24 protein-coding genes are annotated in these 20,566 nt (G+C 62.5%); 7 read left to right on the top strand and 17 right to left on the bottom strand.

Annotation, left to right across the window (positions count from 1 at the left end; genetic code table 11):
- The first annotated feature begins 155 nt into the window (after positions 1-155).
- From ABUH87_RS03030 to mtnP, 4 genes are all read left to right on the top strand, one after another.
- On the top strand, positions 156-524 hold the full coding sequence (locus tag ABUH87_RS03030) for a hypothetical protein (protein WP_367769300.1): 369 nt from the start codon (positions 156-158) through the stop codon (positions 522-524).
- Between the two features lie 102 nt (positions 525-626).
- Entirely contained in the window at positions 627-1,412 is a 786-nt protein-coding gene (locus ABUH87_RS03025) for an SDR family oxidoreductase (protein WP_367769298.1), read from the top strand.
- An 18-nt stretch (positions 1,413-1,430) separates the two neighbouring features.
- The gene (locus tag ABUH87_RS03020; RefSeq protein WP_367769295.1) at positions 1,431-2,072 is read left to right on the top strand and encodes a TetR family transcriptional regulator; all 642 of its coding nucleotides are present in this window, start codon (positions 1,431-1,433) and stop codon (positions 2,070-2,072) included.
- Entirely contained in the window at positions 2,062-2,952 is an 891-nt protein-coding gene (gene mtnP / locus ABUH87_RS03015) for an S-methyl-5'-thioadenosine phosphorylase (RefSeq protein ID WP_367769292.1), read from the top strand. Before ABUH87_RS03020 ends, mtnP begins: the two co-directional genes overlap by 11 nt.
- 75 nt (positions 2,953-3,027) lie before the next feature.
- Here mtnP and ABUH87_RS03010 read toward each other — a convergent pair whose 3' ends face one another.
- From ABUH87_RS03010 to ABUH87_RS02980, 7 genes are all read right to left on the bottom strand, one after another.
- Positions 3,028-4,035, bottom strand: coding sequence for a type II secretion system F family protein (locus ABUH87_RS03010; protein WP_367769290.1), 1,008 nt, complete (start codon positions 4,033-4,035; stop codon positions 3,028-3,030).
- A 12-nt stretch (positions 4,036-4,047) separates the two neighbouring features.
- Complete coding sequence (locus tag ABUH87_RS03005) at positions 4,048-5,019, bottom strand: type II secretion system F family protein (RefSeq protein WP_367769287.1); 972 nt, start codon at positions 5,017-5,019, stop codon at positions 4,048-4,050.
- A 55-nt stretch (positions 5,020-5,074) separates the two neighbouring features.
- Positions 5,075-6,370 (bottom strand): pilus assembly protein CpaE, encoded by a 1,296-nt coding sequence (locus tag ABUH87_RS03000; protein WP_367769284.1) that lies wholly within the window; start codon positions 6,368-6,370, stop codon positions 5,075-5,077.
- Between the two features lie 3 nt (positions 6,371-6,373).
- A complete protein-coding gene (locus tag ABUH87_RS02995; RefSeq protein WP_367769280.1) occupies positions 6,374-7,030 on the bottom strand; it encodes a CpaD family pilus assembly protein in 657 nt (218 codons plus the stop codon).
- Positions 7,031-7,041: 11 nt separating this feature from the next.
- Positions 7,042-8,658, bottom strand: a complete 1,617-nt coding sequence (locus ABUH87_RS02990; RefSeq protein WP_367769276.1) for a type II and III secretion system protein family protein — start codon at positions 8,656-8,658, stop codon at positions 7,042-7,044.
- A 47-nt stretch (positions 8,659-8,705) separates the two neighbouring features.
- Complete coding sequence (cpaB, locus tag ABUH87_RS02985) at positions 8,706-9,722, bottom strand: Flp pilus assembly protein CpaB (protein ID WP_367769273.1); 1,017 nt, start codon at positions 9,720-9,722, stop codon at positions 8,706-8,708.
- A gap of 81 nt (positions 9,723-9,803) precedes the next feature.
- Entirely contained in the window at positions 9,804-10,514 is a 711-nt protein-coding gene (locus ABUH87_RS02980) for an A24 family peptidase (protein ID WP_367770299.1), read from the bottom strand.
- Positions 10,515-10,602: 88 nt separating this feature from the next.
- Here ABUH87_RS02980 and ABUH87_RS02975 point away from each other — a divergent pair, with 88 nt between their 5' ends.
- Both ABUH87_RS02975 and ABUH87_RS02970 read left to right on the top strand, forming a co-directional pair.
- Positions 10,603-11,574, top strand: coding sequence for an alpha/beta fold hydrolase (locus ABUH87_RS02975; protein WP_367769270.1), 972 nt, complete (start codon positions 10,603-10,605; stop codon positions 11,572-11,574).
- The gene (locus ABUH87_RS02970) at positions 11,567-12,652 is read left to right on the top strand and encodes an NAD(P)/FAD-dependent oxidoreductase (protein ID WP_367769264.1); all 1,086 of its coding nucleotides are present in this window, start codon (positions 11,567-11,569) and stop codon (positions 12,650-12,652) included. The genes ABUH87_RS02975 and ABUH87_RS02970 overlap by 8 nt, the downstream gene beginning before the upstream one ends.
- Before the next feature lie 2 nt (positions 12,653-12,654).
- On the opposite strand, the gene ABUH87_RS02965 is transcribed toward ABUH87_RS02970, so the two are convergent.
- The 4 genes from ABUH87_RS02965 to ispH are packed head-to-tail and all read right to left on the bottom strand — an operon-like array spanning position 12,655 to position 16,210.
- Complete coding sequence (locus tag ABUH87_RS02965) at positions 12,655-13,770, bottom strand: FUSC family protein (protein ID WP_367769260.1); 1,116 nt, start codon at positions 13,768-13,770, stop codon at positions 12,655-12,657.
- A 27-nt stretch (positions 13,771-13,797) separates the two neighbouring features.
- Entirely contained in the window at positions 13,798-14,238 is a 441-nt protein-coding gene (rnhA, locus tag ABUH87_RS02960) for a ribonuclease HI (protein ID WP_367769256.1), read from the bottom strand.
- Positions 14,239-14,255: 17 nt separating this feature from the next.
- A complete protein-coding gene (gene thrB / locus ABUH87_RS02955; RefSeq protein WP_367769250.1) occupies positions 14,256-15,239 on the bottom strand; it encodes a homoserine kinase in 984 nt (327 codons plus the stop codon).
- Between the two features lie 11 nt (positions 15,240-15,250).
- Positions 15,251-16,210: a 4-hydroxy-3-methylbut-2-enyl diphosphate reductase gene (ispH, locus tag ABUH87_RS02950; RefSeq protein ID WP_367769247.1), complete on the bottom strand. Its 960-nt coding sequence runs from the start codon at positions 16,208-16,210 to the stop codon at positions 15,251-15,253.
- Positions 16,211-16,277: 67 nt separating this feature from the next.
- On the opposite strand from ispH, the gene ABUH87_RS02945 reads away from it, so the two are divergent.
- On the top strand, positions 16,278-16,940 hold the full coding sequence (locus tag ABUH87_RS02945) for a hypothetical protein (RefSeq protein ID WP_367769244.1): 663 nt from the start codon (positions 16,278-16,280) through the stop codon (positions 16,938-16,940).
- On the opposite strand, the gene ABUH87_RS02940 is transcribed toward ABUH87_RS02945, so the two are convergent.
- The 6 genes from ABUH87_RS02940 to ABUH87_RS02915 form a co-directional block, all read right to left on the bottom strand.
- Positions 16,930-17,691 carry a lysophospholipid acyltransferase family protein gene (locus ABUH87_RS02940; protein WP_367769239.1) on the bottom strand — a complete coding sequence of 254 codons (762 nt, stop codon included), beginning with the start codon at positions 17,689-17,691 and terminating at the stop codon, positions 16,930-16,932. The genes ABUH87_RS02945 and ABUH87_RS02940 overlap by 11 nt on opposite strands.
- Positions 17,692-18,123, bottom strand: a complete 432-nt coding sequence (locus ABUH87_RS02935) for a Fur family transcriptional regulator (protein ID WP_367769236.1) — start codon at positions 18,121-18,123, stop codon at positions 17,692-17,694. It abuts the gene before it with no gap.
- 76 nt (positions 18,124-18,199) lie between these two features.
- Positions 18,200-18,643: a Ros/MucR family transcriptional regulator gene (locus ABUH87_RS02930; RefSeq protein WP_367769233.1), complete on the bottom strand. Its 444-nt coding sequence runs from the start codon at positions 18,641-18,643 to the stop codon at positions 18,200-18,202.
- A 151-nt stretch (positions 18,644-18,794) separates the two neighbouring features.
- Positions 18,795-19,268, bottom strand: coding sequence for a GNAT family N-acetyltransferase (locus ABUH87_RS02925; RefSeq protein WP_419956654.1), 474 nt, complete (start codon positions 19,266-19,268; stop codon positions 18,795-18,797).
- The gene (tsaB, locus tag ABUH87_RS02920; RefSeq protein WP_367769230.1) at positions 19,265-19,876 is read right to left on the bottom strand and encodes a tRNA (adenosine(37)-N6)-threonylcarbamoyltransferase complex dimerization subunit type 1 TsaB; all 612 of its coding nucleotides are present in this window, start codon (positions 19,874-19,876) and stop codon (positions 19,265-19,267) included. The genes ABUH87_RS02925 and tsaB overlap by 4 nt, the downstream gene beginning before the upstream one ends.
- A 19-nt stretch (positions 19,877-19,895) precedes the next feature.
- On the bottom strand, positions 19,896-20,483 hold the full coding sequence (locus ABUH87_RS02915) for a NifU family protein (RefSeq protein ID WP_367769227.1): 588 nt from the start codon (positions 20,481-20,483) through the stop codon (positions 19,896-19,898).
- Positions 20,484-20,566: the final 83 nt, after the last annotated feature.

Raw genomic sequence — 20,566 nt, 5'->3', positions numbered from 1 at the left:
CTTTTCTCATAATTCCCTTGTTCTGCGTGGCTCTCCCTGCGGCTGCAGAGCCCGGTCAACTAACACTGCCGCCGAGCGTGGCTAATCTGCTGCAGTGTCGCGCAGAGTCCGATGAACAGAAGCGGCTTGCCTGCTTCGATGGCCAGGTGCGGATCTTGGAACAAGCAATAGGGAACGGCGAAGTTGTCATTTTGGACAAGGGTGCCGTGAAGGAAACCCGGAAGAGCCTCTTCGGCTTCTCGCTTCCTCGGCTGCCTTTCCTAGAGCGTGGCGCCAAGGAGCAAGGTCCGGGGGAGGAGGACGGATTCGATCAGATCGAAGCGACCATCGCCTCGGTTCGCAGCATCGGGTATGGCAAGTGGGAGATAACTCTGGAGAACGGCGCCAAGTGGAGCACCACGGAAGCTTTTCGTGGTCCTGACCCGCGCGCGGGAAAGACGCTAACCATTCGGCGGGCTGCGCTTGGCAGTTATATCGCGAAAATTGGAGCAGCGCGGGCAGTGCGCGTGAAGCGCGTCGAGTGACAATGCTTTGTCGTTGACCGGCTCTGCCCCCGGGCTTAACCGAGCGGTTAAATGTAGCCGCCGTTTCTAGATCAGCAGCCTGCAGGGAAGGGAAGAACTGGAATGATACTCGACAAGAACGTCGCCGCTGTCGTGACTGGCGCCGCATCAGGGCTCGGCGCCGCGACTGCGCGCGCGCTTGCGGCAAAGGGTGTGAAGGTCGCCATCTTCGACCTCAACGCAGAAGCCGGTGAAGCGCTGGCCTCGGAAATCGGCGGCGTGTTCTGCGAAGTGAACGTGACCGACGATGCCAGCGTGGATGCCGGTTTCGCGAAGGCGCGCGCGGCTCACGGTCAAGAGCGGGTGCTGGTCAATTGCGCGGGTATTGCTCCGGCCGCAAAGACGGTTGGGAAGAACCGTGAGACGGGACAGCCCAAGTCGCATGACCTTGGTCTGTTTGAGAAGGCGATCGCGATTAACCTCGTCGGGACGTTCCGCTGTATCGCGAAGTCAGCGGCCGGCATGGTGACGCTCGATCCTGTGGACGAGGCTGGCTCTCGCGGCGCGATCGTCAACACTGCATCCGTTGCGGCTCAGGATGGGCAGATCGGGCAGGCGGCTTACGCGGCCTCCAAAGGCGGCGTGGTGGCGATGACGCTTCCGGTTGCGCGCGATCTGATGAACGACGGCGTTCGCGTGAACACGATCCTGCCGGGAATCTTTGAAACGCCGATGATGGCGGGCATGCCCCAGCAGGTGCAGGATGCGCTGGCGGCGATGGTGCCGTTCCCCAAGCGCTTGGGCAAAGCAGAGGAATACGCCAAGCTGGCGCTGTTCATGCTTGAACACGATTACCTCAATGGTGAGTCCGTTCGTCTCGACGGTGCAATCCGGTTGGGGCCGAAGTAATCGGGTAAAGAGCCGACCATGAAGGGCCGAGGTGTCGAGGATGTCGCACTCGCCGTCCCACCAGGGGCGCGGGAGCACTTGCTCGACACCGCCAGCGCTATCATGCGGGATGGCGACATCGTCGACATATCGCTGTCAGAACTGTCGCTGCGTTCCGGGCTGAACTCGGCGCTGGTGAAGTACTACTTCGGCAATAAGGCAGGCCTGCTGAACGCGCTGCTCGATCGGGACTGGCAGGCTATCGTTCGCAGTGTGGACGCGCTCGTCGCCAAGGATGACATGGATCCAGAGGCGAAGCTGCGCCGCCATATCTCCAAGGTGATCGATACGTTCTACGCAGTACCGTACCTGAATCGTCTGACCATGCGCATGGTGCGCGAGAGTGATGACACCGAAGCGCGGCGTATTGCAGACTGTTATCTCTCACCGATCTACCGGGCGTATGAAGAGCTGATCGGTGAAGGTGTTCGAGCCGGTGTATTCCGGTCTATCGATCCCCAGCTCTTCTATTTCACCGTCACGGGCGCGGTGGACCGGTTTTTCTCGACGCGGCTGGTCATGAAGTATTGCTTCAATCAGGATACGCTGACTGAGGAACTGCGAGACCGCTATCGCGAGCACACGATCGACATCATCATGGCAGGTATTCTTGCGCGCTGATCAACCGCAACACTGGCACATCGGCATCATCGGCGGCTCTGGTCTGGCCGGCGGGATTGCTCTGGACGAGGCGCAGGAGATCGCGGTGTCGAGCCCTTTCGGCTCACCGTCTGGTCCGATCATCACAGGCCGGGTGGGCGGCGTGCGGTTCACATTCCTTGCACGCCACGGCGCAGGGCACGCCATTTCTCCCTCGCACGTCAACTATCGCGCTAACATCGACGTTCTCAAGCGCTGCGGCGTGACCGATGTTCTGGCACTTTCAGCAGTGGGATCCTTGCGTGAGGGATTGGCACCAGGTGAGTTCGTCGCCGTAGACCAGTTCATCGATCGCACGAGTGGTCGCGTGGGAAGCTTCTTCGGGCAAGGCTTGGTGGCTCACGTCAGCCTTGCCGATCCCGTCTGTTCCAGGCTTTCGCAACTGGCAGCCAAGGCAGCCGTTGAGGCGGGCGCGCGGGTGCATGAGAGCGGCTGCTATGTCGCAATCGAAGGGCCCCAGTTCTCGACGCGTGCCGAAAGTCGTCTCTACCGCACGTGGGATTGCGATGTGATTGGAATGACGGGCATGCCCGAGGCTCGTCTCGCCCGGGAGGCGGAGCTCCCTTACGCGATGTTGGCCATGGTCACGGATTACGACTGCTGGCGCGAAGGCGAGCAGGGGGTGGAAGCTGACCACGTCCTGGAGGTCATGCATGCAAATGTGGGGCTCGCCCGCGATGCGGTGCAAAGGCTGGCTGCGATGCTGCCCGCCACTCGTGAGGCCAGTCCCATAGACTGCGCTCTGGATGGCGCGATTATCACTGCACCGTCGGCGCGGGACCCTGCACTCATGGCTCAGCTCGACGCCGTAGCGGGCCGCTTGTTTGGTGAGCGACACTAGAGCGCTTTCACTTCGAGCGGAACCGCTCCGGGTTTTCTCATTGCCGCGTTTGAGCGGCGCAGGACCTCACCTCGCTCAGTTCGCCGCTGGGCCGCTCGAGAAGGCATCGGCTATCGAACATGCCGCCGGGCCGAGGATCACGATAAACAACACCGGCAGGATGAAGAGGATCAGTGGCACGGTCATGATCGCTGGCAGGCGTGCCGCCTTTTCTTCGGCGCGCATCATGCGTTCGTTGCGGAACTCGGCGGAAAGAACGCGAAGGGCAGAAGCCAGCGGAGTGCCGTAGCGCTCGGTCTGGATCATGGTGGTGACGACACCTCGAACTGAGTCGAGTGCCACCCGGTAGGCCAGGTTCTCAAAAGCGGAGCGCCGGTCTGTCAGAAACGCCAGTTCGATCGATGTCAGGGAGAACTCATCGCCGAGTTCGGGGTATGCACGCCCGAGTTCGCGGGCAACGCGCTCGAATGCGGCGTCCACTGTCAGGCCAGCCTCGGCACAGATGACCAGCAGGTCGAGTGCGTCGGGCAGCCCCTTCCGGACGGCGTCGGTGCGCTTGGTGACCATGTTTTGCAGGAAGATGTCGGGTCCCTTGTACCCCAGTCCGACTGCCGCCGCGAAGGCGAAGAAGCGCTTCATGCTGCTCCAGTCAGGCCAGTATTCGACCCAATACGCCAGCGCGCCCACTGTCCCGCCGAGTACGATGGGGAGCACGAGGCGGGCAAAGATGACCGCAACCGCGTACTCCTTCCTGCGAATGCCAGCCTGCGCCAGCTTCTGCTGGACAGCTTTTACTTGGCTGTCTTGAAGCATCTGGAACGAGGCCATGAGCTGCGTGAGCTTGTCCGTCGCCTGGTTGCGCCGGACGAGGCTTTGGCGTTTCCGCGGCGTGACGGCGATGCCCGCCTTGAGTTCCTCGCGCCGGGCATTCAGCGCCTTGACGCGCTTTGCCATGGGATCCCGCACGGTGACGGCGGCATAGATCGCCAGGACCACAGAGGCCGCGGCCATTGCGATCAGCACGGTGCCGACGAAGATGACATCGAAGCCAAGCAGAGTTGGACTTGCGGATTCGTTTAACATGATGCCGCGTCCTCAGATCTCGAAACTGACCATCTTGGCCATGATGAAGGCGCCGATGCTCATCCAGACCATGCCTCCCAGCCCCGCGACGATGAGGCGCTCATCTTCGAAGAACTTGCCGATATAGCCGGAGTTCACCCAGTAGATCAGTCCGAAGACGATGAAGGGCAGAGAGCCCACGATGTAGGCGGAAGCCTTTGACTCCGAACTCATCGCTCTGATCTTGAGCTTCATCTGCGCCCGTTTGCGGAGCACGTCGGACAGGTTTGCAAGCGTCTCCGCAAGGTTGCCGCCGGTCTCGCGCTGGATGGCAAGGGTGATGCAGAAGAAGCTGAATTCGGGCAGGTTCAGACGGTCTGCAGTATCCTGGAGCGCATCCTCCATGGTCTTGCCGATCTTGATGCGTTCCGTGATGAGCTTGAATTCCTGCCCGACAGGGCCGGGAATCTCATTGGCCACGACCGCAAGCGTTTCCGTCACGGGCAGGCCGGAACGCAGACCGCGCACGAGCAAGTCAATCGCATCTGCGAACTTGACGATGAACTCGTTGGTGCGCCGTTTGATGAGAATGTTCACGGCGATGTGGGGAATGCCGGCACCAGCCACGACACCGATCAGGAGAGCCAGCATCGGAGCGCCGGATTTTAGGAGGACAAAGGCAGCCACGGTGGCAAAGATGCCGAAGGAAGCCAGAAGATAGTTCTTGAGAGTCCAGTTCTTTCCCGTGCGATGCAGCCTCAGTTCCAGCGCCTCGATACGCGAGGTCGAGCCTGCGATCTGGTGAACCTTCGGGCGCCGAGCGGCGACGGCCTTGCGCATCTGCGCTTCCACTTTCGCCACCGCGCTCTCGGAGTGGCGATAGCGAACCTGGTTCAGCCGCCGAGCCGACTCCTTTGCGGGGGACGGTCCGGCAAAAGCCACCCACACCGCTCCGACGGCAGCGGTCAGCCCTGCTGCGATTATCAGGATCTGGATCAGGTTCATGGCCCGGACTAGCCTTTTCGGAGTGATCTGCTCGGCAGCAAAGGGCGAACGAAGCTCAGCGGCCCGGCTTTGCCTTGGGTTTTGCTGGCGCCTTGTCCTTGTTCGTCAGCAAGGACATGAAATCGAACTTGCCAAGCAGCGGCTTCTTGGCCTTGCCTGTCTGCTCGCCGTCCTCGCCGTCGCTGGTCCCCACGACGAGTTGCGCCAGGTCGCGCAGAACTGCACCTGGCTTGCCTGCCCGGTTGGCCTCGGCAAAGGTCTGGCCCAACTTGGCGGCCTGGCTCGCAGCCTTGATGTCATAGGGAACGGACAGGTCGATCTTGCGCTCGATCGAAGCTTCGAAGTCCGCCTTGCTGATCTCCGCAAAGTTGGGCTGGACCTTGTTTGCGGCGACGATGACCTGAGCGTGAGAGGCATTGACCCTCAGCCATGAAAGCAGGCGGATCGTATCGCGCGCTGAGGCCAGCGTCATCTCCGCCACGAGGACGATCACGTTCACGTCGGCGAGCAGCTGCGGGAAATTCACCAGCATGTTGCGAGGCAGGTCTATGACCGTCATCTCAAATGCCTGGCGGAACTCCTCTTCCAGTTGGAGGAAGGCGCCACCATCGGTCAGCAGAGGCAGGTTGATCGGCGCCTCGGCAGACAGGATCGCGAGGTTGTCATTGGCGCGGATCATCGCTCGTTCGATGAACAAGCCATCGATGCGGCTGGGGTTGTCGAGCGCGTCCGTCAGACCGCGGCCTGGCTCCAGATCAAGGCTGAGCGCCCCGGTGCCGAAGTGGATGTCGAGATCGAGCAAGGCCGTCGAGCGCTTTTCCTCGGTACCGAAAAGCCATGCCAGAGACGTTGCAATGGTCGAGGCGCCAACACCGCCACGCGTGCCGATCACGGCAGTGGATACGTGACGAGCGCTCGCACTCGCGTCCGCCTGCTTGGGCGCGGCGAAGGCAGTCTGCGCCTGCGAGAGTGCATCGCGCAGCACGGCAGGAGAAAGGGGCTTCAGAAGGTAGTCGTGAATGCCGCTTGCGATCAGGTCTCGGTAGAGGCGCACGTCATTGACCTGGCCCACAGCGACGACGACGGTTCCCGGTTCGCAGACCTCCGCCAGCGAGTTGATGTCGTTCAGCGGGTCGCCGCTCTCGGACAAGTCGACCAGGAGAATATTCGGGCTGGCCGAGATCGAGAGCGACTGCACCGCGTTGCGCAGGCCGCCCTTGTTGCACTTCTCGGGCTGCCAGCCCAGTTCCATCGCGATGGGGCGGAGGACGTCCAGCGAGGCATCGTCGCAAATGTACGCCGCGAACGGGTCGCGCGTGCCAAGGCTGCCGGCTTTCCAGGGTGCGTTCATGGCTTAGTTCTCCTGCGTGCCGGTCTGCTTGAGTGCAGCGGCGCCGGTCGGTTCCTTCTTGCGATAGGTGCTGATCGCCTTGTTGGAACTCATGATCGCGGTGTCGCCGGTGGAGTCATCGCCCCTGAGCAAATGCTCGGGATTGGCCACCATCGCCGCCATGTTGCTGTTCACCGCACAGCCGTAGTTTGTGGAAAGTCCGTTCTGCGGGTTCGCGTCGGAATGAGCAGACCAGTCCGGGCAGCCGTGGACGACAGCCTTGGTGCGGGTGAGGACAACGCGGGTCACACCCGGCTCCACGTATCCGGCGGTTGCGGGCACGTTGTCACCAACGGCCATGCCGTACTGCGAGGCTATCTTGCCGATAGCGCTGCGTGTGGCAGTGCTCTGTGTGGCATCGAGGATGGAGATGCGGTCTCCATAGCGCAGTCCCAGACCTTCGAACCAGCCGGAGAGGCGTTGCTGCTCGGGATACGAAAGACCGCCGCTGCCGGTCGCAATGTCGAGAGTGTAGTTCACTTTCTCCACCACCGGCTGGTGAATGGAGTTCATGGACCGGTTCGTGGGAACGCCTGCACAGCCAGCAAGCGTCGAGCCGAGCATGAGAGCCAGTGCAAGCACACCGGCCTGCGGTGCGCGATTGAGGATAGCGTGCTTCATCGTCGTCTTCCTCAAAACTTGGTGGCAAAGCCGGGCGCTGCGGCGTTCGCATTGGATGACCGCTTGCCGGATTTGCCCGGCTGGGCGGAGCTTACGGGCACGTCCGCATTCAGACCGGGCGCAGCTACTCCATCGGATGCGGCACGCGGAGCGGGGCGGGCCGGTCCGGATCGGAGGTCCGTCTCCATGTTGCCAAGGATTCGCTGCAGATCGTCCGGAGCCCGGAAGCCGTCTGTGGGCAGCACGACCTCGTTCGCGTTCATCGGGTTCACCAGGTATGGCGTCACAACGATCACCAGTTCGGTCTCGCCACGACGATAGCTCGTGGACCGGAACAGCGAACCCAGGATGGGGATGTCTCCCGCGCCCGGCAGCTTCTGAATCGTGTTCTGCGAGTTGTTGCTGAGCAGGCCGGCAATCATGAAGCTCTGGCCGGAGCCCAATTCGACAGTCGTCTCCGTGCGGCGCACGGTGAGACCCGGTACGTTGTAGTTGTTGAAGTTGATCGAGCCCTGGCTCGTCAGCTCCGACACCTCAGGCCGCACACGCAGCGAAATGCGCCCGTTAGAGAGGACCGTGGGAGTATAGCTGAGGCTGACGCCGTACTTCTTGAACTCGATAGCTGTGGCACCGAGCCCCTGCGCGATGGGGATTGGATACTCACCACCCGCCAGGAAGTCGGCCGTTTCACCTGACAGTGCAGTGAGGTTCGGCTGTGCGAGAGTTGTAACCAGTCCCACCGTCTCGCCTGCATCGAGGGCGCCGAGGATATTGAGGCCGAGCAGGCGCCCCATGCCGGCGATGGTGCTGGTCCCTTCAACGCGCGCGACATTCGTGCCGGGCCTTGCAACGTACCGGATCGACGTAGGATCGATGCCGCCTCCGGGAAGGAATCTGATCGCGGTTTGATCGATCGTGAAGCCTTGCACGTTCCCACCAACGCCGAGCGGAAGGTTTGGGTCGGTTGTGATAGTTTCGCCCGGCGCGCGACCCTGGCCAAGACCGAACTTGAAGCCGCCGGTTCCGTCGATCGTGGTGATGTTTGAGTTGAGCTGCTTCACCAGCGACCGGCTCACCTCCGCAAAGCGCACCTGCAGATTTACCTGAAGGGGGGTGGCGGTCCGCAATCGGCTGATCACATTGGCCTCTTCGCCCACGTAAGCCTGAACCAGCCGTTCGGCTTCCGCAGCGTCTTCGGGGGATTTTACCGTGCCGGTGAGCAGGAAGGTGTTGGAGCCCATCGTGGAGACACCAATCTGCGCCTCAGGCATCGCAAGGCGCAGCATGGAGTCGACGCTGTCGAGATTTGAACCGACTCGCACGTTGGCCGACCAGATGACGTCGCCCTTCGCGTTGCTGGCGTAGACGGTCGTGACACCGCCGCCTTTGCCGAACACGTAGAACTGGCGCTGTGATTTGATCTGCACATCGGCCACCGCTTCGTTCGAGACGAAGACGTCGGTCATCGTGCCTGGCGTGTTCACCAGCTGGCCGGAGCCGATCGAAAGAGTGATGTCCTGTGCGGGCCGGGTAACCGACTGTGCCTGGCTAGGTGCCGCAAGAAGCAATGCTGCGGGTGTCACCGCACAGGCGGCGAGCAGCGCCGTCCGGGTGTAACGGAAAGTCATGGAAGTCCCCTTCGTTGGGTCGGGACGCAAGGTTGTGAACTGGCGCATCAATTCTTGCCCGCAGGCTCTGCGGTGGTGGTCTTGCCACGACTGACGCGGACGACAGGTCCGGTCGGCACCGCGGCAGCCGGTGCGCTGATTTCGGGAGGAAAGTGCTGGGTGCCCTGGTTTGCAGACGCGGTGGAGCGCGGCACGTAGCGCGAGGGCTGGAAGCGGGAGACATCGCCGCCGGTCACGTAGCTGCTGCCGCCCTCCTGCGGCTGGTTCGCCGCCTGTCGCATGAGCTGCTCCTCCTGCTCGCGGCTCGCGCCTTCGGGGACTTTCACTTCGCCGTTTGCCAGTACGCGTTCGAACTCGGCTTTGTTGTCGGCCAACGGGCGCAGGATCAGGCTGAGCTCGCCAATCGTCTCTGCCACCGAAACCTTCTCGGCGATGCGCGGTGTGACCTCGAGGGTAACGGTGCGGAAGGTCCGAACGACGCTCTTGCCTTCTTCCACTGCCTTCTCGGTCGACTGATCCGTTGCCAGCACGCGCAAGTTGCGCAGGATCGTCTCGGATGTCTTGAGTTCCTGGTCGCCTTCGTTCTGCACGCTCTGGGTGAGGACGAGGTCAACTCTGTCGCCCGGGAATACGAAACCACCGACACCTGTCTTGTCGGATACGGGAATCGTCATGGCCCGCATGCCGGGGCCGAGTGCCGCGGCCAGGAAGCCGCGGTCGCCGGGGGCGACGAGTGCGCCTTGGGTCAGGGGCTGCCCAGCCGTCGCCGGAAGGCGAACGACCGTACCCAGCAGCTTGCTGATGTCAGCCTCACCGTCGATGAAGTAGGCGTCCTTCACCAGCTCTTTGGGCCAGTCTTGGAACGACACCGAATCGGCGGTGATGATTGTGCCGGTCGGCAGGGCGCGTTGGGCAACAAGCACTCTGGGGCCAATATGCGCGACGGGCACAGCCTGCGCCACTGGAGCCGCGTTGCCGCCCGAAAGCACCGAACGCGCGGCGAATGCAGTGGTAACCGCAATGAGCAGTGCTGCCACCAATAGTAGCAGCTTCTTCTTATCCATGGCTTTCCAGCCCCCTACAGAACCCCGACTTGGTGCGAACAAGATGGGCCAAATTGGTAAAGATCAGGTTCACTGAGATTTTTAGCCGCGCATCAGGTCCGTGAGCGGCAGCGGAATGGTGCTGCGGGCCAGGACCCAAAGACCCGCTGCGGAAATGGCCACGCCATATGGAATGGCGATTGCACCGCGTTGCCGGCGAAAGATGTGCATCATGCCGGCAAGGAAGATCGCCAGCACTGCCGAGGCGGCCACAAGTAGAGGCCAGCCCGCAGGAAGGGCCTCGGCAACGGGCAGCAGATCGTCGGCGTTGACGAGCGGGCGACCCGTTGCGGCAGGATAAATGAGCGCGCAGGCACCCAGCACCCAAAGCGCGGCACACAAAGTCGATAGCGCGTTGCGCACGCTTTCGCCTGGTATCCGCTGCATATTGAAGACGGCCATTGCGATGGAGGCAGCACCCCCGATCACGCCCATGATGACGATGACTTGCAAGAAGCTGCCCGGAACGAACCAGAGCGCCAGGGCGCTCAACAGCTTGACGTCGCCTCCGCCCATCTGCCGCAAGGCAAACAGAGTGCAGGCTATCACAAAGGTCAACCCTGCCAGACCGATCTGGAACAACACCGCAACCCAGTCCATGCCCGCAGAGAGCCAGTACAGTGGCGCAGCAAGCGCAATGGCCAAGTTCAGCCAGTTGTCGATCTCCCGCCGACGCAGATCCGTCGCCGCCGCGATGAGCAGCGCGGTTGCCAAGGCAGCCAGCAGTGCGTACGAAATCAGGCCGCTCAGCATCACGGAAGGGTTCCCCACATCGGGGTCCCGCTTTAGCGATCATGACTTACCGAACGGTAACCAAGCCAACAGGGCGTTGCTGCGCCCCATGAACGAGGCCACGCAGCCACCCATGCACAAAGGCCGGACCATTCCCGCGCATGCCCGCGAGGAGCTCTGGCGCGCGCCGGACGGGCAGCTGATCCGCCGCATCGACTGGGCGCAGCCGGATGTTGCCCGCGGTGCTCTACTCTTCGCCCCGGGCAGGGGTGACTGCTACGAAAAGTACCTTGAGGCGCTGAGCGAGTGGCATGCGGAAGGCTGGCATGTCACGTCGATCGACTGGCGGGGGCAGGGCATGTCAGGTCGGCTCGGCGCCGATGACGTGACCGGCCACATCGACGATTTCGAGAACTGGATCGCAGATCTGGCCGCGTTCTGGGCTGCCTGGCGCGAGAGCGTCACCGGTCCTTGCATCCTGGTCGGGCATTCGATGGGCGGTCACAACGCGCTGCGCGCAGTGGCAGAGGGCAGGATCAGGCCGGACGCTCTCGTTCTGGTGGCCCCGATGCTTGGCCTGAACCCTGGATGGGTGCCGAGCTGGATCTTGCATGGCGCCGCCAGGTTGGTGGCAAAGTTGGGAGACCGGCGGCGGCCCGCATGGAAGGCGCGCGAGTTGCCGTTGTCGCTCGCCAGCGCACGAATGAAGCTGCTGACTCACGACGAGGCACGGTATGCAGATGAGACCTGGTGGTACGAGCAGCGCCCTGGTCTGCTGATGGGGCCGCCCAGCTGGGGCTGGGTCGTGGCGGCCATCGCTTCGATCCGCCGGCTGGAACGGCGGGGTGTTCTGGAAGCCCTCAGTACACCCGTGCTGATCTTGGGGGCAACGGCGGACAGCCTGGTCTCCTGGGCCGCGATCCGCCGCGCTGCAGCGCGGTTGCCTCGCGCCGAACTGCTGGCTTTCGGTCCGGAGGCGCGGCATGAGATTCTGCGCGAAGCCACGGAGGTGCGCGACCGGGCGCTTCAAGCCATCCGCGATTTTCTGGAGCGTGTCGTGCCTCGGACAGGCGATGAGTGAAGCAGTGTTCGACATTGTCATAGTTGGTGCGGGCATGGCCGGCGCCTCGCTTGGTGCGGAACTGGCGCAGCACGCAGATGTGCTTGTGCTCGAGGCGGAGGAACGTCCCGGCTATCACACGACGGGGCGTTCCGCTGCGTTCTGGACAGAAAGCTATGGCGGCCCCGGGGTACACCCACTGACCAGCGCATCAGGGCCTGCACTGCAAGCTCTCGGCTTCCTCTCGCCACGTCAGGCCCTCACGATTGGCACCAGCGATCAGGCACGAGAGATTGCGGCGTTCGCCCGAGCCTACTCCGCGCTCGGCATTGAACTCCACCTCGTTGGCCGGGCTGAGCTGGAGGAGCGGATCGGCGGCTTACGCTCGGCCTGGACGCACGGAGTGCTTGAGCCAAGCTGCTGCGACATCGACGTTGCGGGTCTCCACCAACACTATCTCGCTCTGCTGCGGGCAGGCCGCGCGCAGTTGTGGAGCAGGGCTGCTCTGATCCGCGCGGAACGTACGGGGGGGGAATGGCTGCTTGAACTCGCCGACGGGCGCGAGGTGCGTTGTGCCGTGCTCGTCAACGCTGCAGGTGCCTGGGCGGATCCGGTTGCGCAGCTTGCGGGAGCGTCCCCGAAAGGAATCGCACCTCTGCGGCGAACAATTGCTCAGCTGCGGGTTACGCCCAATCTGCGTGCCGATCTGCCGCTCGTGCTCGATGTCGCGGGTCAGTTCTATTTCAAGCCGGAGACGGGCCGCCTTTGGCTTAGCCCGCACGATGAAACGCCTAGCATCCCGTGCGACGCGGCTCCCGAAGAGATCGACGTTGCTGTTGCTATCTCACGTCTTGAGCAGGTGGTGGACTGGCGCGTGGATCAGGTAGAGCATCGCTGGGCGGGGTTGCGCAGCTTCGCGCCGGATCGGCTGCCCGTCTATGGCTTCGATGCGCAGGTGCCCGGCTTTTTCTGGTTTGCGGGACAGGGCGGGTTTGGCATTCAGACTGCACCCGCTGCCGCAACCTTGGGTGCGTCGCTGCTTCTCGGTCACGCGAATGGCGGCATAGATGCCGGACCATACCTGCCCTCCCGCTTCTAGCGCTACTCCGTGGAGCCGGACGGCGGCGCTTCCTTAGCACCGGCTTCGCGCCGCGATAATGCGTGCCAAGCGTAGAGCACAGGCTGGAGTACGGCCATGCCGACCAGTATGCTGACCAGGCGCTGGAGGCCGGGCCCGATCTCGACATCGGCATAGCTGTCGGGCACCAGGACGATAAGCACCGCCAAAGTGAATTGCAGGCCGATGTAGGAAGCTCGTCCGCCTGCGTTTTCGATGTGGCGGCCGATGACGATGCCCAGGCAAGTCCCGGCTACCAGTGCCGCAGTCGACCCATGCGCTGCGATGAGTATCAGGATGGCGACAGCGCCCCCCGACAAGCAGCCAAGCACCCGGTGCACGAGGCGCCGACTGACCGGGACCAGTCCGCCGCCGCTGATGCCGGCAAGGGGAACGATCATCACTGCCAGGATTGTTACGCCCGCCTGCGCGAGCTCTGGAATACCGGCAAAGCGATGAAGCAGCGGCAGGAGAGCGAGCGCAACCGCCGCCTGCGCGACATGCCGCGCCGCTCCCGGATGCCAGTGCATTCTCGGCGCCGTCTGGAGCGGGTTGGCTGCGTTGTTTCTTCGGCTCAGCAAGGCAACGGTCACGCTGACGACGACGCACGCGACCGTGCCGGCGACAACCTCAAGCAGACGGGTGCGGGCAAACTCGAACGTGTCCAGCCACGGATGCTCCAGCTTGTCGAGTAGCACCATCTCGAAGGTCAGGCCAAAGAGCAGCCATGCATAAGCGCGCCGCGCCGTAAGCATGCCGTACAGGCCAATGCTGCCGAAAATCGCGGCGGCCAACATCGCGAGCGGGAGGGATTGCGAGGCGACGGGCACGATGGCGAGTCCAAGCCCGGCTCCGGCGGTCGTGCCGACAATGCGCAGAACGCCACGCAGCATCGTCTCGCGCCAGTCGCCCTTCATGAGGACGAATGCGGAGAATGCTGCCCAAGCCACCATTTGCGCTCCGATCAGGTGCGCGAAAACGATAGCGAGCAATACCGAAGCGACGCAGGCGAACTCATCGACCATTCGCGGGCCGGGCGTCACCAGCGCCCGCACTTCGCTCGCGAACGAGCTACGAACTGTTCCGAAGTCGAAGTTCATGGCAGAGGGGCTCGGCGCTGTCGGCGCTCAGGCGGAGCCTACCGAAAGGGCAGCATCGCTCGCCAGCTTGTCTGCCCGCTCGTTCTCGACGTGCCCGTTATGGCCCCGCACCCATTCCCAGGCGATCGCATGGCGGCGGCAAGCCTCGATCAGGTCGTGCCACAAGTCTGCATTGCGAACTGGCTGCTTGCTGGCATTGATCCAGCCCTTCTTCTGCCAGCCTTGGATCCATTTGGTCATGCCGTCGATGACATAGCGGCTATCCGTATAGACCGTAACTTCACAGGGTTCAGTCAGAGCGTTGAGGGCGCGGATGACCGCCGTCATTTCCATCCGGTTGTTGGTCGTCTGCGGATCGGAACCCGATAACTCTTTTTCATGCCGGCCCATGCGCAGGATCGCTCCCCAGCCGCCGGGGCCGGGGTTGCCCTTGCAGGCGCCGTCCGTAAAGATCTCGATCTGCTTCAACCTTCTTCCGCTGCTTTTCAGGTCTCTTGGAAGAGCTTGGCATTGCAGGGCTGACCATAGAAGGCAAGCCTGCGTGCAAAGGCCATCGGATCCTTTGGTGTTACCAGGGCGTCGGTTGGAGTGTTGATCCAGTCATAGGCGCGCGTCGCGAGAAACCGCAGCGAGGCGGCTCGCGCCAGCAGCGGCAGGGCCTCACGCTCTTCAGCCGAGAGCGGGCACACTGCGCTGTAACCCGAGAGAAGAGCAGCAGACAGCTCGGGCAGGAACTGTGAGCCATCCGGGCTGAAGCACCAGGCGGCATGTGTCACGGCGACATCGTATGCCGTGATATCGACGCAGGCGAAGTAGAAGTCGATCAGCCCGGTGACTCGATCGTCCAGCATGAGGACGTTGTCTGGAAACAGATCGGCGTGAATGACGGAGTGGGGTAAATGAGCCGGCCAGTTGGCAGAGACCAGCGGCAGTTCGCGCCCCACCAATTCACCAAGACCCGGGTCAATGGCGGCCAGCGCATCCGGCCCGCAGGCGGTTAGCAGCTCAGACCAGGCCGCGTGCCCCATTCCATTGGCGCGATCGCCCGAAAAATCGCGAGCGGCGTGGTGCACCTGTGCGAGGGCTTGCCCGACGGCGTGCGCCTGCGCAGGCGTCGGTTCGCTGACCGACACACCCGGAAGGAATTCGATGAGTGCCAGTGCCTTGCCATCGTACAGGCGGTACGAGGCGCCTTCGCGGTCATGTATGGTACGGGGCACCGGGCATTCGCGGGCGGCGAGGTGGTCCAGCAAATTCAGGAAGAACGGCAGGTCCGCAACGTCAACACGAGTTTCATACATCGTGAGGATGAAGCGCTGCGTGGACCCGCCGGCGCGTTGTGTCTCAATCAGCCAGTTGCTGTTGGAAACACCCTCCGCGATCCCTTTTGCTGATACCAGGGTTCCGACGTCGAAAGCCTCGATAATGCGAGCGAGTTCCTCCGCGCCCAGCCGCGTGTAGACTGCCATTGTCGCTACTTTCAGTCTGCGAGTTGTCGGGGAAGCTTGAAGGTCATTCGCTCACGTGCGGTCACGACTTCCTCGACGGCAACCTCGCGCCACTGCCGCAGGCACGCGAGGACTTCATCTACCAGAGCCTCCGGTGCGGATGCGCCAGCAGTTACGCCCACCGTATTGACCCCGTCGAGCCAGGCGGGATCGAGTTCGCTTGCCCGCTGAATAAGATATGCCGGCTTGCCGCAGCGCTCCGCGACTTCGACGAGACGCAAGGAATTAGAACTGTTGGGAGCGCCGATTACGAGCACCAGATCGCACATCGGCGCGATCTCCTTCACCGCAGCCTGCCGGTTCGACGTGGCATAGCAGATATCTTCTGCCTTGGGTGCGACGACCTGCGGAAACCGCGCTTCGATCGCGGCCAGAATCGCTGCTGTATCGTCTACCGACAGGGTCGTCTGCGTCAGGTAGGCAAGCTGCGCGTCTTCCGCAAAGGAGAGGGCTGCTACATCCTCGACAGTCTCAACCAGAGTCATGGCCCCTTCCGGAACCTGCCCGAACGTCCCGATCACCTCAGGGTGACCTGCGTGGCCGATAAAGAGAATATGCCGCCCCGCTTCGAGCTGTCGCTCGGCCTGACGATGAACCTTGCTGACAAGGGGGCAAGTCGCGTCGAGCCAATCAAGTCCGCGTGCTGTTGCTTCGGCGGGGACGGACTTGGGCACTCCGTGGGCGCTGAAGATCACGGGCAGCCCATCGGGTACCTCGTCCAGATCTTCAACGAAGATGGCGCCCTTTGCTTTGAGCGTGTCCACGACGAATTTGTTGTGAACGATCTCGTGCCGCACATAGACCGGCGGGCCGTAGCGCTCGAGCGCGCGCTGCACGATCTCGATGGCACGATCCACCCCGGCACAAAATCCGCGTGGCGCGGCAATGAGCAAGTGCAGGGGCGGGCGCGAAGGGGGAAAGGGCGCGTTCATAATAGCGCCTCTAGCGCTTTGCCGCGCGCCTCGCTAGGGCAAGCGCATGCAAGCCAAGGATGCCTTCATGATCGCACGCCGCCTGCCTGTCACCGCACTTTGTGCCGCCGCTACGCTGACTCTGCTCGCTGGCTGCTCGAAAAGGGGTGACATCGTGGTGGATCAGGGCGTCGGTATCACGGCGGTCCGGTCACGATGCCCGGCCGTGGGGATCCCGGACTATACCGGTGACGTGACCCTGTTCCGAACTGCAGGGGACAAGACTGCATCCGATATCGACCTCGTGGCAGCCATGACGAACGTGCGCACCCAGTGCTCCGAGGATCAGGGGGACAAAGTCTTCGCGACCGTCGACTTCGACGTCTATGCCCGCCGGAGCGATACCAGCGGCGCGCGGCAGGTGACGCTGCCCTATTTCGTCACCGTCCTGCAGGGTGGCACGACTGTCACCAGCAAGCGCGTGGGGTCTGTCACTTTGACGTTTGCTCCGGGCGAAGAGCGAGCGCAGGCGAAAGGCAGTGGATCGGCCTACATCGATCGCGCTGCGGCAACGCTGCCGCAGGAAATCCGCGACCGCATCACGCGCAGGCGCGAAGCCGGCGATGCCGATGCGGCCCTCGATCCTCTTGCCGATCCTGAAGTGCGTGCGGCCGTCGCGCGCGCGTCTTTCGAGCTGCTCGTGGGCTTCCAGCTGAACGATGAGCAGATCGCCTACAACGCTAGGCGCTGACGAGCCCCATCTGCGTGGCGATGGCGTTGCGTGCTGCCTCGGCCATCACCTTGCGGTTTCGCCGTTGTTCCGCTCCGATCGGCGGCAGCAAGTGAACGGCAACAAATATCGGTTTTGAGTGAGCAAGGACACGCTTGGCGTTCGAAAGTCCTCCCTCGTCTCCGATCCATGCAAATTCGGAAGCCTGCGAGCCGTAGTCGATCCACACCGGGCGGATTGCAATCGACTCCGGGCTCCGCTCGATCGCCGCGAGCAGAGATGATTTGAAGGGCATGAGATTGCATCCGTCGCCTGTCGTTCCTTCAGGGAACAGCGTCAGGATACCGCTCTCGTTCAACCCCGATTGTACCTGGGTAATCTGTCCTGTGACGCTCGCCCGGTCATGCCGAGCGATGAAGACCGTGCGGTTAAGGCGACAAAGGAACCGGGCGAGCGGATGTCCCGCAAGCCCATCATGAGCCACGAAAGCTGTGCCCGAAGCTTTTGCGAGCGCAAGAATGTCGATCCAGCTCACATGATTGGCAAGCAGGATGCTGGGCGGATGAACCCGCTCGCCAATGACCCGGACGCGCACGCCGACGACCCGAAGCATACCCGAAAGGAACATGGGCGGCACGGGATTGCGGCGAAACAGTGCCGATGCCAGGGGATAGACAAGCAGGCAGGCGATCAGCAGTGCGAGGCCCGCCAGAGAGCGGGTCAGGATCCGCAGCCAGCCCGCCGGGCCGATCCGGCCGGCAGGCACGGCCACTCAGCGCTCGCCGTTCTCGCGAGTCAGCTTGACGCCGAACAGTTCCATGCGGTGGTCGACGAGGCGGAAGCCAAGTCGCTCAGCAATCTGGCGCTGTAACGATTCCAACTCGGGGTCGACGAACTCAATCACGTTGCCGGTCTCAACATCGATCATGTGATCGTGATGCGCCTCGGGAGCTGCTTCGTACCGTGCGCGGCCATCGCCGAAGTCGTGCCGGTCGAGAATACCGGCTTCTTCGAAAAGGCGGACGGTCCGGTAGACGGTCGCGATGGAAATGCCCGGATCGATCTGAGTAGCGCGTTCATGCAGCTTCTCCACGTCCGGATGGTCGGTGCTCTCCGAAAAGACGCGCGCAATGACGCGGCGCTGTTCAGTGATGCGCAACCCGCGCTGGGCGCACAGAGCTTCTATGTCGATGGGCTGATGCACGTCGTCTCCATGTGCGATGCGGCGGCACTGCCCTATTTAGGGCTGCACCGCCTCATTCACAAGCTCGCGGGTTTTCTTAGGCGGCAGGCTTGGCGCGGCGGCCGCGGCGTGCATTCGGCTTGCGGCCCAGCCCGATCTTCTTCGCGAGTTCGCGACGCTTCTCCGCATAATTCGGCGCGACCATTGGATAGTCGGCGGGAAGATTCCACCGCTGGCGATACTCTTCCGGCGTCATGTTATAGTGCGTCATCAGATGCCGCTTCAGCATCTTCAGCTTCTTGCCGTCTTCGAGGCAGACGATGTAGTCTGGCTTTACCGAAGCGCGTATCGAGACGGCAGGTTCAGGCTTTTCTTCCTGCACCGGCTCAGCGCTGCCAAGGCCGGAGAGTGCGCTGTATACGTTTGTGATCAGCGACGGCAGATCTTCAAGCGGCACGCTGTTGTTGCTGACATGAGCAGAAACGATATCAGACGTGAGCGTGATAAGCATTTCGTTCGTGTCGGTTTCGATGTTTTGCATCACTTAACCTCTAAATTGCGACCATTTTCCTTTGGGTCAAGCCAGCCGGCCTGCGGAAAATGCCTCTGAACGAATCCAGAAGAGGAGACAAGTTTAATTCTGTAATAGATTGTGAACCGACCAAGAATGCAAAGCAAGGAAGTAAGCTAGGTCAGCTATCCTGCTCGAATTGGTAGGCGAAGGTGATAGCATCGATCCGCGTTCCATGCGGAGTTCGATAGTAAGCCTTTCTTTCACCAATCGTGGAAAAGCCGAATGCGCGGTAGAGCCTCTCTGCTGGGTTTCCGCGACGCATTTCCAGTAACAGCCGCTTGGCTCCGCGACTTTCTGCGGCCCGATAAAGAGCATCGAGAATGGATCGCCCAATGCCGCGGCCCCGATACTCAGGAGTAACTGCAAAGAGCAACAGCTCCTCTTCCTCGAAGCCCGAACGGGAAAGCGAAAAGCCAGCCGCGGGTTCATCGTCCTTCGCCGGCAGCCCCGACGGGTTCACCACGTAGGCGTGACAGTTGCCAAGCAGCAGGGCGTCTTCCACCTGCCTGCGATTCCAGGCCTCGCCGTACGCGGGGTCGAACGAGGCCTCCATGATCGCCATGATCCGGTCGACCAGATCACCGCGCATCATGCAGTGGGCACTTTCGCATCAGGAGGACGCCCGTAGAGGGGTACGGGGGCCGGTTGCAGTGCCTTGGCAGGCAGTAGCGCGAATTCGCGTGCATCGGGCCAGATCTCGAGTGCTTGCCCGAAGCCTCGCCTTGCTACCAGGCTGGTGGCCTGGCTGCCTGCGACCAGATGCTCGGAGCAGGCGGCTACCGCCTGGCCTGGCGTCAATGAAGCAGTGTCACTTCTTGCGCCATCGGCCTGGTACCGCTCTACGAACCACTCTCCATGCCCGCCCGTCATTGCCACCGCGACTACCTCAGCGTCTTCGCGGGATCGCGCCATGGCTGCGACAAGGGCGAGGGTGGGAAAGCCAAAGGTCTCGACGCCCCAGGCGAACGCCAGTGCGCGGGCAGTGGCGATACCCACACGTACGCCGGTGAAGCTGCCGGGTCCTGTAGAGACAACCACGCGCTCGGCGCGGCCTTTTTCGGGTAAGGCGGCGATCATCGGTACCAGGTTCTCGGCGTGTCCGCGCCCGAGCATGCGCCAGTCACCCGCAATGCAGGTTTCGTTCGTGAAAAGGGCGACCGAGCAAGCCTCGGTCGCCGTGTCTATGACAAGCGTGCGCATGCCGGTTGCGGCGCCTTGATCAGGCTGCGCGCACTTCGGTCACTTCCGGAACGTAGTGCTTGAGAAGGCCTTCGATGCCGTGCTTGAGGGTCGCCGTCGAAGAGGGGCAGCCAGAGCATGCGCCCTGCATCGTCAGGAAAACCACGCCTTCCCGGAAGCCGCGATAGATGATGTCGCCTCCGTCGTTTGCAACGGCCGGTCGGACACGGGTGTCGAGGAGATCCTTGATTTGCGCAACGATGTCAGCGTCCGCGGGATCATCTGCCTGGCCTTCAAACAGATCTTCCTCTTCCACAGGCACGGAGATGCCTGCGGCGTCGCCGCCCGTGAACAGCGGGGCGCCGGAGACGAAGTGATCCAGAAGGACAGAAACCACCTGCGGCTTGAGCGATGGCCAGTCGGCACCCGGGGCGGCGGTTACCGACACGAAGTCGTGCCCGAAGAACACACCTGTTACTTCGCCAATATCGAAAAGAGCTTCGGCGAGCGGCGAGGCGGCGGCGGCCTCAGGCGAAGTGAACTCTCGCGTTCCGGATGCCATCACCTGACGTCCCGGAAGGAACTTGAGCGTGGCGGGATTCGGCGTGGTTTCCGTTTCAATGTACATGGCATTGGCGATGTAGGCGTACCGCCCCAAGGGTCAAGGGCAGAGGCTATTCACTGGCCCTTAAGTTGCGCCCGTCCTATATC

Origin of the sequence: Novosphingobium rhizovicinum, from assembly GCF_040813635.1 — a bacterium.
Lineage (GTDB): Bacteria > Pseudomonadota > Alphaproteobacteria > Sphingomonadales > Sphingomonadaceae > Novosphingobium > Novosphingobium rhizovicinum.
Note: the sequence above shows the minus strand (reverse complement) of the source record. Positions and strands in the feature narration are given on the sequence as shown.